The 13360-nt window shown below is 71.6% G+C and carries 9 protein-coding genes and 1 pseudogene; 4 read left to right on the forward strand and 6 right to left on the reverse strand.

Going from position 1 to position 13360, the window contains the following annotated elements; genetic code table 11:
- Positions 1-62: 62 nt before the first annotated feature.
- Complete coding sequence (locus tag ABT381_RS16600; RefSeq protein ID WP_351593997.1) at positions 63-887, forward strand: LLM class F420-dependent oxidoreductase; 825 nt, start codon at positions 63-65, stop codon at positions 885-887.
- Between the two features lie 153 nt (positions 888-1040).
- Positions 1041-3695: a bifunctional FO biosynthesis protein CofGH gene (locus ABT381_RS16605; RefSeq protein ID WP_351594000.1), complete on the forward strand. Its 2655-nt coding sequence runs from the start codon at positions 1041-1043 to the stop codon at positions 3693-3695.
- Positions 3696-3751: 56 nt separating this feature from the next.
- On the opposite strand, the gene ABT381_RS16610 is transcribed toward ABT381_RS16605, so the two are convergent.
- Positions 3752-4009: a hypothetical protein gene (locus ABT381_RS16610; protein ID WP_030261803.1), complete on the reverse strand. Its 258-nt coding sequence runs from the start codon at positions 4007-4009 to the stop codon at positions 3752-3754.
- Between the two features lie 235 nt (positions 4010-4244).
- Between ABT381_RS16610 and ABT381_RS16615 the strand changes: the two genes are divergently transcribed.
- Positions 4245-5366, forward strand: coding sequence for an ADP-ribosylglycohydrolase family protein (locus tag ABT381_RS16615; RefSeq protein WP_351594004.1), 1122 nt, complete (start codon positions 4245-4247; stop codon positions 5364-5366).
- 49 nt (positions 5367-5415) lie between these two features.
- Here ABT381_RS16615 and ABT381_RS16620 read toward each other — a convergent pair whose 3' ends face one another.
- The 5 genes from ABT381_RS16620 to ABT381_RS16640 form a co-directional block, all read right to left on the reverse strand.
- The gene (locus ABT381_RS16620; RefSeq protein WP_351594007.1) at positions 5416-6969 is read right to left on the reverse strand and encodes a sodium:solute symporter family protein; all 1554 of its coding nucleotides are present in this window, start codon (positions 6967-6969) and stop codon (positions 5416-5418) included.
- Between the two features lie 357 nt (positions 6970-7326).
- Positions 7327-8544, reverse strand: a complete 1218-nt coding sequence (locus ABT381_RS16625) for an aminotransferase-like domain-containing protein (RefSeq protein ID WP_351594009.1) — start codon at positions 8542-8544, stop codon at positions 7327-7329.
- Positions 8545-8897: 353 nt separating this feature from the next.
- Positions 8898-9107, reverse strand: a complete 210-nt coding sequence (locus ABT381_RS16630) for a DUF397 domain-containing protein (RefSeq protein WP_351594011.1) — start codon at positions 9105-9107, stop codon at positions 8898-8900.
- A gap of 266 nt (positions 9108-9373) precedes the next feature.
- Positions 9374-10240, reverse strand: coding sequence for a helix-turn-helix domain-containing protein (locus tag ABT381_RS16635; protein WP_030261813.1), 867 nt, complete (start codon positions 10238-10240; stop codon positions 9374-9376).
- 834 nt (positions 10241-11074) lie between these two features.
- Positions 11075-11836, reverse strand: a complete 762-nt coding sequence (locus tag ABT381_RS16640; RefSeq protein WP_351594014.1) for a GOLPH3/VPS74 family protein — start codon at positions 11834-11836, stop codon at positions 11075-11077.
- 239 nt (positions 11837-12075) lie between these two features.
- Between ABT381_RS16640 and ABT381_RS16645 the strand changes: the two are divergent.
- Positions 12076-13360 (forward strand): annotated as a pseudogene (locus ABT381_RS16645) (hypothetical protein); the annotation flags it as partial.

Genomic DNA, 13360 nt, shown 5'->3' on the forward strand with positions numbered 1-13360 from the left:
CGGTGCGGCAACATGCGCCCACACGCCCTTGAACGGGACAGCCGACGCGGAGGGACGCCGCCATGCGGATCGCGACCACGATCTTCCTCACCGACGAGACGATCCGGCCGGTGCGGCTGGCCCGCGAGCTGGAACAGCGCGGGTTCGCCGGCCTGTACCTGCCCGAGCACACCCACATCCCGGCCTCCCGCGACACCCCGGCGCCGATGGGCGAGCCGCTGCCGCGCGAGTACGGCCGCACCCTCGACCCGTTCGTCGCGCTCGGCCAGGCCGCCGCCGTCACCGAACGGCTGGCGCTCGGCACGGGCATCACGCTGGTCGCCCAGCACGACCCGATCGGCCTCGCGAAGCAGGTCGCCACGCTGGACTTCCTCTCCGGCGGCCGGTTCACGCTGGGCGTCGGCTTCGGCTGGAACGTGGAGGAGGCCGCCGACCACGGGGTGGAGTGGTCGTCGCGGCGGGCGCTCGCCCGGGACCGCATCGCGCTGATGCGCGCGCTGTGGGCGGACGAACCGACCGCGTACGAGGGGCGCTTCGGATCCGTGCGGGCGAGCCAGGCGTACCCCAAGCCGGTGAAGGGCGCGCCGCGCATCTTGGTGGGCGGCGGAGCCGGGCCCACGCTGTTCGCGCACGCTGCGGAGTACGCGGACGGGTGGCTGCCGATCGGCGGGCGGGGGCTGACGGAGGCACTGCCGGAGCTGCGCCGGGTGTGGGCCGAGGCCGGGCGCGAGGGCGAGCCGGTCGTCGTCCCGTACGGCGTGCGGCCCTCGGCCGGGAAACTGGCGCACTTTCAGGAGCTGGGCATCGACGAGGTGGTGGTCCAACTGCCGGCGGCGGGGGAGGGCGAGGTACTGCGGGCGCTCGACGCGTACGCGGAGTACCTGTGAGCGGAGTACCTGTGAGGCGTGGGCGACGCAGGGGTGGCCCGATGTCTGCCCGGACGGTAGTCGGAGGGAACCTCCGTATGGCGTGATCATCCGCACACAAAACGGTCTCCGCGGCCCGTCGGCCGCCCTGGCACCCGCTCGTATCCTCGGAGGATGACTTCCAGCCCGCAGGGATCCGAGCAACCGCCCCAGGGACCCGAGCAGCCTCCGCAAGGAAACCGGCGCCCCGCGCCGACCGCGAACGCCATGCGCCGGGCGCTGAGGCGCGCGCGGGACGGCGTGGCGCTGGACGCGGCCGAGGCGGCCGTCCTCCTCCAGGCGCGCGGCGAGGACCTGGACGATCTGTGTGCCTCCGCCGCCCGGGTACGGGACGCGGGGCTCGACGCCGCGGGCCGCCCCGGCGTCATCACGTACTCCAAGAGCGTCTTCATCCCGCTCACCCGTCTGTGCCGCGACAAGTGCCACTACTGCACCTTCGTCACCGTGCCCGGCAAGCTGCGCCGCGAGGGGCACGGGATGTTCATGTCCCCGGACGAGGTCCTGGACATCGCCCGCCGCGGCGCCGAACTGGGCTGCAAGGAGGCCCTGATCACCCTCGGGGACAAGCCCGAGGACCGCTGGCCCGAGGCGCGCGAGTGGCTGGAGGCCGAGGGGTACGACGACACGCTCGCCTACGTACGTGCGATGGCGATCCGCATCCTGGAGGAGACCGGGCTGCTGCCGCACCTGAACCCGGGCGTCATGTCCTGGACGGACTTCCAGCGGCTCAAGCCGGTCGCGCCCTCGATGGGCATGATGCTGGAGACCACCGCCGAGCGCCTGTGGAGCGAGCCGGGCGGTCCGCACTACGGGTCGCCCGACAAGGAGCCCGCCGTACGGCTGCGCGTCCTGGAGGACGCCGGGCGCAGCTCTGTACCGTTCACCAGTGGGCTGCTCATCGGGATCGGTGAGAACTACGAGGAGCGCGCGGAGTCGCTGTTCGCGCTGCGCCGTGTCTCCCGGGCGTACCACGGCATCCAGGAGCTGATCATCCAGAACTTCCGCGCCAAGCCGGACACCGCGATGCGCGGCATGCCGGACGCGGAGCTGGACGACCTGGTCGCCACGGTCGCCGTCGCGCGGCACATCCTGGGCCCGTCCGCCTGCCTCCAGGCGCCGCCCAACCTGGTGGACGCGGAGTACGGGCGGCTCATCGGGGCCGGCATCGACGACTGGGGCGGCGTCTCGCCGCTCACCCCGGACCACGTCAACCCCGAGCGCCCCTGGCCTCAGATCGAGGAGCTGGCCGAGCGGTCCGCCGAGTGCGGCTTCCAGCTGAAGGAACGCCTCGCGGTCTACCCGGAGTTCGTGGTGCGCGGCGAGCCCTGGCTGGACCCGCGGCTGCTGCCGCACGTCCGGGCGCTCGCCGACCCGGAGACGGGCCTCGCGCGCGAGGACGCGGTGGTCGAGGGGCACCCCTGGCAGGAGCCGGACGAGGAGTTCTCGCTGCACGGCTCGGGCCGGACGGACCTGCACCGCACGATCGACACCGAGGGCCGCACCGGCGACCGCAGGAACGACTTCGACGAGGTGTACGGCGACTGGGAGGCGCTGCGCGAGGCGGCGGCCCCCGGGATGGTGCCCCAGCGCATCGACACCGACGTACGGGCCGCTCTGCGGCAGGCGGCCGACGATCCGACGAAGCTCACGGACGACGAGGCGCTGGCCCTGCTGCACGCCGACGGGCCCGCCCTGGACGCGCTCTGCGGCATCGCCGACGACCTCCGGAAGGCGACGGTCGGCGACGACGTCACGTACATCGTCACCCGCAACATCAACTTCACCAACGTCTGCTACACCGGCTGCCGGTTCTGCGCCTTCGCGCAGCGCCGTACGGACGCCGACGCGTACACCCTCTCGCTGGACCAGGTGGCCGACCGCGCGCAGCAGGCGTGGGAGGTGGGCGCCACCGAGGTGTGCATGCAGGGCGGCATCCACCCCGACCTGCCCGGCACCGCGTACTTCGACATCGCGCGGGCGGTGAAGGAGCGCGTCCCGGGGATGCACGTGCACGCGTACTCGCCCATGGAGGTCGTCAACGGCGCGACGCGTACGGGGATGTCGATCCGCGAGTGGCTGACGGCCGCCAAGGAGGCGGGCCTGGACACCATTCCCGGTACGGCCGCCGAGATCCTCGACGACGAGGTGCGCTGGGTGCTGACAAAGGGGAAGCTGCCCACCGCCACCTGGGTGGAGGTCGTCAAGACCGCCCACGAGCTGGGCATCCGCTCGTCCTCGACGATGATGTACGGGCACGTGGACCAGCCCCGGCACTGGCTGGGCCACCTGCGGCTGCTGGCCGAGATCCAGCGGTCGGCGCTGGAGAAGAACGTCGAGGGGTTCACGGAGTTCGTGACGCTGCCGTTCATCCACACCAACGCGCCGGTTTATCTCGCCGGCATCGCCCGACCGGGGCCGACCTCACGCGACAACCGTGCGGTGACCGCGATGGCGCGGCTGCTGCTGCACCCGTACATCCCGAACATCCAGACCAGCTGGGTCAAGCTCGGCACCGAGGGCGCGGCCGAGATGCTGCGCTCGGGCGCCAACGACCTGGGCGGCACGCTCATGGAGGAGACGATCTCCCGGATGGCGGGGTCGAGCTACGGCTCGTACCGGTCGGTGCGCGACCTGGTCGCCATCGCCGAGGAGGCCGGGCGGCCGGCCCGGGCGCGCACCACCACGTACGGCGCGGTGCCCCAGGAGCGCCAGGACGCGGCCCGCCGCTCCGACGGACACCTGCCGGAGCTGCTGCCGGTACTGGACTAGCCCGGAGCCGGTACGGGGCCTCCGGAGCGTCTCCGGAGGCCCCCGACGGCCCGTTCTCATCCCTCCCCGCTGTGCTCCGTTTCGTGCTGGAGGATGCACTGCTGCCAGCGTGCGAGGGCCTCGGCCCGGTCGCCCCCGGCGTCCTCCGCCGCGGTGATGAGCGCGTCGGCGGCCATCGCCGCGAGCCGTACGGCGATGTGGCAGGTGTCGCGCTGGGGGAGCGGGCGCAGCAGCTCCACCGCCCCCTCGCTGTCCCCCGCCAGCGCGCACGCGACGACGGCCATGGTCGTGCGGTCCCACTCGTACTCGGACATGGTCGGAGCATGCCCACACCAGGGGCGGAGGATGACTCCTGCGCCGATATTGCGCAGGTGACCGGAAAGTTCCGGTAACGATCAAAAGCCGCCTCATGGTCGCCTCTTCGCATTCCCTTCCTGCCCACTAGTGGCCGAAACCCTGTCGATTACAGTGCCCTGCGTCAGCGAGCGTCAGAAGGGCGTCGGGAGCGGCAGCACGGGTCCAGGAGGGCACAGTGCCAGGAGGGACACAGTGAGCGCAGCGGGCGGCGGGAACGCCATCTGGGGCCGCGCCGAGCAGCAGGACTTCCGCAGCCGGGTGCGCGGCTGCCTGCTGGGCGGGGCGATCGGCGACGCGCTCGGCGCGGGCGCCGCGCACGCCTCGCTCGACGACCTCCGCCAGGCACACGGCACCGAAGGGCTCACGGACTACGCCGTCGTCTTCGGCCGGCGCGGTGCCATCACGGACGCCACCCAGCTCACCCTCTTCACCGTCGACGGCCTCATACGGGCCCAGGTGCGCCGCGACACCGGCGCCTGGCACCCGCCCACCGACCTGTACCGCGCGTACCGGCGCTGGGCCGTCACGCAGCACGACTGGGGCCCCGACGAGCGCCGTACCGACGACGGCTGGCTGGCCCGCGAGGAGTGGCTGTACGCCCGCCGCGACCCGGCCCGCGAGTGCCTCGCCGGCCTCGGCGACGGCGTCATGGGCACCCTGGACGCGCCTCGCAACCCGCAGGCGAACGGGGGCGGCGCGGTGATGCGCTCGGCCCCCTTCGGGCTGCTGGTCGGCTGGGAGCCGCAGCTCGTCTTCCAGCTCGCCGTGGAATGCGCGGCGCAGACCCACGGCCACCCCACCGGCTACCTCGCGGCCGGCGCGCTCGCCGTCATCACCCACTCCCTCGCCCGCGGCGAGGACCTCGACAGCGCCGTCCAGAAGGCGCTGGCGCACCTGGCCACCCGTCCCGGCCACGACGAGACCACCGACGCGCTCAAGCGGGCGCTGGGCGCCGTACGGCAGGGCATGCCGACCCCCGCCCGGGTCGAGTCGCTGGGCGAGGCCGGACACGCCGGCAGCGCGCTGGCCATCGCCGTGTACTGCGCGCTGGTCGCCGAGGACATCCGGCACGGGCTGCTGCTCGCGATCAACCACGGCGGTGCCTCCGACCTCACCGGCGCGATGTGCGGCAACCTCCTCGGCACGCTGCACGGCGAGACGGCGCTGCCGCCGGTCTGGCTGGTCGAGCTGGAGGGACGCGCCACCACCCTCCAGCTCGCCGACGACTTCGCCATGGAGATGACCCAGGGGCCCGCGCTCCACGGCCCCGGCAACTCGGCACCGGGGTGGCTGGCGCGGTACCCGAGGGCCTGAGTCGTAGCGCTGCCCTTACGGGCACAGCGGCCCCTCCCGGGTGCGGCGGTTACACGGGCTTCTTCTGGTCCTGCGGAGCGGACTGCCCGGGGACGGTCAGCGCCGCCGCACCGGGACCTTCGTCGTCCCCGTCGGAGTTGATCCGGGCCAGTACCGCGTCCCGCTCCGGCGTGTCCTCCGGTTTCACCAGCCCGATCAGCATGAACAGGACGAGCGAGACGGCGACCGGCGAGACGATCTGGATCTGCAGCGAGAGGCCGGTGACCCCGTAGTTCGTCAGCCAGAAGGCGAACAGGCCCGCCGCCCAGGACACCAGCGCCGCGACCGGCCCGGACCGGCGGAAGACCGGCAGCATGCCCAGCAGGAACGGGATCGAGATCGGCCCGACCAGCCCGGCCACCCACTTGATCACCACGGAGATGATGCCGGCGAAGGCCGGCGAGTCGACCTGCGTCGCGATCGCCATCGACAGGCCGAGGAAGGCCAGCGTGGACAGCCGCGCGGCCACCAGGCCCGCCCGGTGCGACCAGCCGCGTGCCTTCGCCGAGACGGCCGGCGCGATGTCCCGTGTGAACACCGCCGAAATGGCGTTGGCGTCCGAGGAGCACATCGCCATCGTGTGCGAGAAGAACCCCACGATGACCAGCCCCAGCAGCCCGTGCGGCAGCAGGCGTTCGGTGAGCAGCGCGTACGAGTCCGACGCGTCCGGCTTCTCCGCCTTCACGAGCAGCGGCGCGACCCACATGGGGAAGAACAGCACCGCCGGCCAGACGAACCACAGCACGGCCGACAGTCGCGCCGACCGCTGCGCCTCACGGGCGCTGCTGGTGGCCATGTAGCGCTGCGCCTGGTTCCACATCCCGCCGCTGTACTCGAAGGTCTTGATGAACAGGTACGCCAGCAGGAACGTCAGCGTGTACGGGCCGACCGTCGGCTGGGTGTGCGTGGCCGGCAGCCGGTCCCACACCGTCCACAGGGAGCTGACCCCGCCCAGTTCGGACAGCACGGTCACCAGCATCGCCAGGCCCGCCAGCAGCTGGATCACGAACTGCCCCAGCTCGGTGAGGGCGTCCGCCCACAGCCCGCCGACCGTGCAGTACACGGCCGTGACCACGCCCGTGATCAGGATGCCCTGGTTGAGCGACACGCCGGTGAAGACGGACAACAGGGTCGCGATCGCGGCCCACTTGGCGCCCACGTCCACGATCTTCAGCAGTACGCCGGACCAGGCGAGCGCCTGCTGCGTGGGCAGGTTGTAGCGGGTCTTCAGGTATTCGAGCGGCGAAGCGACGTGCAGCCGGGAGCGCAGCCGGTTCAGCCGGCCCGCGAACAGCCGGGCGCCGATCGCGATGCCGATCGCGATGGGGAAGGACCAGGTGACGTACGAAGTGATGCCGTACTGGTAGGAGATGCCCGCGTACCCGGTGAACATCACGGCGCTGTACCCGGACATGTGGTGCGAGATGCCGGACAGCCACCAGGGCATCCGGCCGCCCGCGGTGAAGAAGTCGCTCACGTTGTCGACGCGTTTGTGCGACCACACGCCGATGGCGACCATGACGCCGAAGTATCCGATGAGCACAGTCCAGTCGAGACCGTTCATGCCCCCTCCAAGGGGTCCGCCTTGTGAACGTGCAAGAACGCAACAGCACTTCGCCCAGGCGGTGTCCCCGTGCGGGAGTGGGGACTTCGGGGATTGAATCGTTCGTACGGAGGCTGGTCAAGAGGGTTCGTAGGTCACAGATGTGAACGCTAGTCACCTAACCGAACGATTTTACTGTCTCTTGACCTCACGCCTCGTTGTCGTGCCCGCGACGGCGCCCGCACCATGAGCGGACACTTCGCCAGGCTCCGCACAGAAAAAAGCACCACACGGGAGCGGGATCCCGTGCGGTGCAGAGAGGAGGGCGTATACGGAGTCACATGACAGTTCGTGCGACGGGGCGTATACGGAAGGGCGTCAGCGGAGGGCCGCGGCCAGCCGCCGCAGACCTTCCCGGATCTCCTCCGGGGAGTGCGTCACGAAGGACAGCCGCATGGTCGCCGCGTCGGCCCGGCCCGCGAAGAACGGCGCCCCCGGGACGTACGCGACGTCGTGCTCGACCACCGACGGCAGCAGCTCCGTCGCGTCGTACCCGGCCGGCAGCTGCGCCCACACGAACATGCCGCCCGTGGGCCGGTTCCAGCGCGAGCCCTCCGGGAGCGCGTCGCCCAGCCCCGCGAGCAGCGCGTCGCGCCGCTCGCGGTACGCGACCCGCACCCGGTCCAGGTGCGCGCCCAGGTCGGCGTGCGCCAGGTAGTGCGCCGTGGCCGCCTGGTCGACGGTCGAGGTGTGCAGGTCGGCGGCCTGCTTGGCGATCACGCAGGCGCGCCGCAGCGAGCCGGGCGCGCGCAGCCAGCCCAGCCGCAGCCCCGGCGCCATGATCTTGGAGAACGAACCGAGCAGCGCCGTACGGTCCTCGGCGCCCGGGAAGGTCGCCACCCACGGCACCGGCTCGCCCTCGAAGCGCAGCTCGCCGTAGGGGTCGTCCTCCACGATCCACAGCCCGCGGCGCGCCGCCACCGCGCCGATCGCGGCCCGGCGCTCGGCGGGCAGCGTGCGCCCGGTCGGGTTCTGGAACGTCGGCACGGTGTAGAGCAGCTTCGGCCGCTCCCGCACGACGATCTCGTCCAGCGCCTCGGGGTCCAGCCCGTCGTCGTCGCACGGCACGGGCACCACCCGGGCGCCCGCGAACGAGAAGATCTGCAGCGCCGCGAGATAACAGGGCGCCTCTACCACGACCGTGTCGCCCGGCTCCAGCAGCGCGGTCGACAGCAGGGTGAGGCCCTGCTGCGAGCCGGTGGTGATCAGCAGGTCGTCGGGGGCGGTGGCCAGGCCGCGCGCGGTGGCCCGCTCGGCGACGATACTGCGCAGCGCCGGGTCGCCCTCGGTGGTCGAGTACTGCAGCACCTGCCGCGGGCGGTCCATCAGTACATGCCGGAAGGCGTCGGCGATGCCGTCCGCGTCGAACAGCTCCGGAGCGGGCAGCCCGCCGGCGAACGAGATCACCTCGGGCCGCGCGGTCAGCGCCAGAATCTCCCGCACGGGCGAGGCCCCGGTCCGCGACGCCCGCCCGGCGAGCCCGGGAACGGGGGCGGGGACGGCGGTCGTGACAGTGGCGGACGCGGCTCCGGACATGGCGGCTGGCTCCCATCGCTCATTTCGCGCTCACGCCGTTAACCGACGTTAGCTGCAAGGTGCATGGAGCTTATGTCTCCGGACGTGCGTCTCGCGCGGCTATCCGCATGGTGGGCACTTCCGCGCGCTCGGCCTTGTTCCAGAAGGGCGGCGTCGGGGGAGGGGGACGCCGGATGGGCAGAAGGCCGAGCCCCCTCGGCCGGGACGGCGATCCAGTCGAGAGGGCTCGTTGCGGTGGTGCGGTGTGGTGAGGCAATGAAGTTGTGGAGCGGCGGATATGGAGTTGTGGAATCGGGTGGTGCTTTCTGGTGGGTGCAGAACGCGGACTTCTGAGGGGCTGGACGACGGGCCGTTCAGGCCACGTCGTACGTACCGGCGCCGACCTCCGTCACGAACGTGCTCCAGGCGGCGGTGTCGAACGTCAGACGGGGGCCATCGGGGTTCTTGGAGTCGCGCACCGCGATGGCTTCGGTCGTCGGCACGGCGATCTCGACGCAGGCGCCGTTGCCACCGGAGTACGAGGACTTCGTCCAGGACAGTGCGGAATTGGGCTGGGTTGCCATGTTTACTCCGACTCACTCTGGGTTGCCGCGACTTGGCGCGGATTCGGTATGCATGACGCTACGCGCCAACATCACCGACGCCAGAGGGGTGTCACTCATTCGTATGGCATATTCCTTGATCCCTTTTCAAAGAAACCGGCGCCGGTGTACCGTGCCCGCTTCCCTTCCGGAATTCGGTATTCGGACGCCTTACGGGCCGTTTCCCGCCAGCTGAAGCCCCGCAGCTCAAGTCCGGCGGCCGGCTCGACCGGCGCCCGGCCCGCGTCTCACCTCGTGCTGTCGGCGTGCTGCTTGGCGGCCTCGGCGATGAACTCCCGGCTCTGATCGGCGTTGAGCGCCTGGGCCCGCAGATGCTCGTACATGATCGTGTACTTGTGCACGTCGTTGGTCTTCTCCAGGTACAGGTCGCTCGTGACGCCCTCGATGTAGACCACGCTGGAGTCGGCCGCGTCGTCGAACTCCAGGATCGAGAACGTGCCGGACATCCCGGCGTGCGCGCCCGTGTCGTACGGCAGCACCTGGACCGTCACGTGCGGCAGCTTGCTGATCTCCACGAGGTGTTCCAGCTGCTCGCGCATGATGAGGTGGCTGCCGACGACGCGGCGCAGCGCGCTCTCGTCCAGCACGACCCACAGCCGCAGCGGGGTGTGCGGATCGCTGACCCGCTCCTGCCGCCGCATACGCACCTGGATGCGCTTCTCCAGCTGGTCCGGCGCCAGCTCCGGGACGGTCCCCGGGATCACCGCCTCCGCGTACCCGGGCGTCTGCAGCAGGCCCGGCACGAGCAGCGATTCGTACACCCGCAGCGAGGCGGCCTCGGTCTCCAGGCCGATGTAGACGCTGTACGGGATGTCGCCGAAGGCGTGCCACCAGCCCTGCTGGCGCGAGTCCTTCGCCATCTGCATCAGCGAATCGACGATGCGGTGATCCTCGACTTCGTACACCCCGCAGAGATCGCGGACGTCGCGCTGGCTGATGCTGCGGCGGCCGTTCTCGAGCCTGCTGATCTTCGATTGCGAGACCAGCAGCCGCTCGGCGACCTCCTCCGCGGTCATGCCCTTGAGCTCCCGGAGCCTGCGCAGCTCCTGGCCCAACCGGCGTCGCCTGACGGTGGGATTCACATTGGACGCCACGGGACGTGCACCTCCGGCTCCGGACTGCTGTTTTTTCCTGTTCAGCAGATTGCCACCACCGGTCGGCGCCGCGCTGGGAAATGGCCGGACAAGGTGGGCACGGGTACGAGAGGCCCTACGGGATGCGGCGGGCCGGACGGCGCCCGCTGCGACGTACGGGCGGATACCGGGAGCGCGTACGGAAGCGGAACCGGCGCCCGCGCCCGGTGCCGGGATCGGTGCGCCCGCGCCCGGGCCGGGGCCTGGAAGGCGGTGTGCGGGCCTGTACGCGGGCGTACGGGCTCTGCCGGGCGCCGGCGGTAAGCGGAAGCAGGCGCGCGGGCGTGCGCGCCTGCTGGGGGCGCGGAGCGCCGTCGGAGCACCGGTACCGGTACCTGCCCGACAGGCGGCCGAGGGCCGGGAAACTGGCCCGGGCCGAGGGCGGCCGGAAAAGGGGCGCGGGGTGGCGGGCCCGCCGTCGTCCAGAACGGCAGATCCACCACCCCGCGCCTACTGCGGCTCCCGGACGGGACCTGGGGTCGGTGCTGCGGTGTGTCGCCGGGTGCTGCGTTGCCGGCTGTTCGGCCGCCGGGTACTGCCTGTCGGCAGCCGGTTCGTCACCGGGCGCTACGTTGTCGGTACTGCGGTCGTGCGTGAGGGATGCTGCTGCGGACGGGGTGGGTCCGGTCAGGCAGCCGTCGCGCGCTGTCTGCCGCGCGAGTGCTGCTCCTGCCGGTGCCGCCCTGGGGTCGGCGGCGTCCTGCTGCTGTCCCGTCCTGTGAAGTGCGTCCGGTTCCTGTCCGTCCCGGTCCTGTCCGTCCCGGGGTGCTGTCCGCCCGGGTACTGTCCGTCCGGCTAACGGGCGCCGACGCGGGCCATGCTGCCCCGCAGTGGCTGTGCCGGAACGCCTGGCGTCCCGTCCGTGGCCCGGGCGGCCGGCTGTCGGCCGGCTCCGGGGCCCGGCCCCGCTGCCGTTGCGCGCCTCGGCTGCACCGCGGCGCCGTTCTGCACGTCCATGACGGCGTGCGCGACCAGCCCGCCCATGGGGTCGTGCCGGATGAGGTCCCGGAGGCGGGAGCGCGATGAACGCCCTTCGTTCCCGGGGTAGAGATGCTTGCCGAGGCCGACCGCGTGGGCCAGTGCGGCGAGCGCCGCGGTCCGCGGGTCCGGTGGTACGCCGGTGCGGATCGCGTTGTCCAGCCGGGTCCTGATTTCCCGGCTGATGGCCGTGTCCGTCGCTTGGTAGCGAGTCGTCGGCAGCACCCCGCACATCTGACCCGCCACGGCATGCACCATGCCGCACCGCTCCAGATGCGTGAGGTAGGTCTGGCGCAGCCCCAGCCGGGGCCCGCCGATCCAGTGGACCGCGCGCACCGGGCTGCCGCGCCGTCGCAGCAACTCGAGCGCCGAATCCAGTGTCGGATCTCCAGTCGGCCGTGGCAGTACCACGGCGATACGATCCCCGTCAGGGGCTATCCGTCCCGCCAGAGCCAGCTCCACTAGCTGGGCCCCGGCAAGACCGAGGTCGAGCGACTGCGGCTGCGCTGTGGTTCCCGTGGCCGGGTCCAAAGCGAGCAGCAGAAGCTCCTCCGGAATTGTTCTGCGGCTCCTGCCCATCCATGCCTCCCCGCGTGGATGAATGACAGGGTGACCCCTCTCACATTCATCTGTCGAGAGTGCGTGGGTGATTCGGCAGGGAACCGGCAGGTATGTCGTTCTCGTCTACCGCGTGGGCGACAGCCTCTGAGAGCGGGGCGCGAGCCCCGGACCGCGCGGCGACGCAGCCGCGCTTCTCGCACACAGGACACTTGGCAACACTGGGCAGATCAGCAGCGCGACGTATGAAGGAGACACCGGTGGCGGGCGAGTCCCCCGACAGGTCGGAGCAGAAGCAGTCGTCGGGGGAGACGGCGGAGAGCGAACGCGATCCGCGGCTCGCGGTCTTCCGTGCTGCACCGACGGATACGGAGACGTCCGGGGAGGCAGCCGAGGAGGCCACCGAGGACGAATCCACGGAAACGTCCACGGAGACGCCCGCGGAGCCGGATTCGGTTGCGGCGGCCGGGGAGAAGGACGGTTCCGGGAACGGCGAAGGCGGCGATGCCCGGCTCAAGGCGGCGGTGGCCGCCTGGGTGGCGGGCAAGGACGCCACGGACGGCGCGCAGGGCGTGGAGGCGGGTGAGGAAGCCCCTGAGGCCCCTTCTGGCGCCTCGGAGGCCCCTGCGGGCGGCGACGTGGCCGAGGACGAGGTCGAGGGCGACGTGACTGAGGGCGAGGCCGACGCGGAGACCGGTGGCGCGGCCGAGGCCGACACCGAAGCCGAAGGCGACGCCGACGCCGAAGCGGAGTCCGCGCTGCCCGTACGGAAGCCGGGCGGCAAGGCCAAGAAGGGCGCCGGTCAGCCGGACCAGCCGACGGCCGTCTTCGGCACGGTGACCCCGAAGTCGGCCCCCGCTGATGACGCCACCCGAGTGTTTGCTGCCGTAAAGCCGAAGGGTGAAGAGAAGGCTCCCGCCAAGGACGCCACCAAGGACGCCGAGAAGGGCGCCAAGGAGGACGCGGAGAAGGACGCGGAGGCCCGGAAGGCCACGGCTGCCGCCATCCCCAAGCGGTCGGAGACCGCGAAGAAGGCCGCAGCCGCCGCCACGCCCAAGGACGCCGAGCCCGGCGGCAGCGAGGACGAGAAGGACGCCGAGAAGGGCGCGCAGAAGAGCGCCCAGAAGGACGTCACGAAGGACGAGAAGAAGAGCGACGAGGGCGGCGCCAAGAAGGAGGACGGCGCCAAGAAGAGCGACGGGGAGAGCGCCAAGAAGGACGCCGAGGACAGCAAGGCGTCCGAGAGCAGCAAGGACAGCAAGGACAGCAAGGACAGCAAGAGCGGCAAGGGCGGCAAGGACAGCAAGGGCGCCGAGGAGGCCAAGGGCGCCGAGAAGTCCAAGGACGACGAGAAGTCCGGCAAGGCGGCCCCCGAGCGGGACGCCGAGCGGACCAGTCAGTTCGTCGCGCTGAAGTCGGCGGACGAGCGGCCGGTCAAGCCGCCGAAGCCGGCTGCCGGTAAGCCCGGCGCCGCCTCGGACATCCCCAAGGCCCCGGGCAAGGCCCCGGGCGCCGCCGCCGCGTCCGCCCCGCTCCCGCCGGCCG

Origin of the sequence: Streptomyces sp. NPDC000151 (genome assembly GCF_040301705.1) — a bacterium.
Taxonomy (GTDB): Bacteria; Actinomycetota; Actinomycetes; order Streptomycetales; family Streptomycetaceae; genus Streptomyces.

What these genes read in the sequence shown, in the direction of transcription:
- ABT381_RS16625 (WP_351594009.1), bottom strand. Translation starts at nt 8,544, where the DNA reads ATGTCCGGAGCCGCGTCCGCCACTGTCACGACCGCCGTCCCCGCCCCC.
- ABT381_RS16600 (WP_351593997.1), top strand. Translation starts at nt 63, where the DNA reads ATGCGGATCGCGACCACGATCTTCCTCACCGACGAGACGATCCGGCCG.
- ABT381_RS16640 (WP_351594014.1), bottom strand. Translation starts at nt 11,836, where the DNA reads ATGGGCAGGAGCCGCAGAACAATTCCGGAGGAGCTTCTGCTGCTCGCT.
- ABT381_RS16630 (WP_351594011.1), bottom strand. Translation starts at nt 9,107, where the DNA reads ATGGCAACCCAGCCCAATTCCGCACTGTCCTGGACGAAGTCCTCGTAC.
- ABT381_RS16620 (WP_351594007.1), bottom strand. Translation starts at nt 6,969, where the DNA reads ATGAACGGTCTCGACTGGACTGTGCTCATCGGATACTTCGGCGTCATG.
- ABT381_RS16610 (WP_030261803.1), bottom strand. Translation starts at nt 4,009, where the DNA reads ATGTCCGAGTACGAGTGGGACCGCACGACCATGGCCGTCGTCGCGTGC.
- ABT381_RS16605 (WP_351594000.1), top strand. Translation starts at nt 1,041, where the DNA reads ATGACTTCCAGCCCGCAGGGATCCGAGCAACCGCCCCAGGGACCCGAG.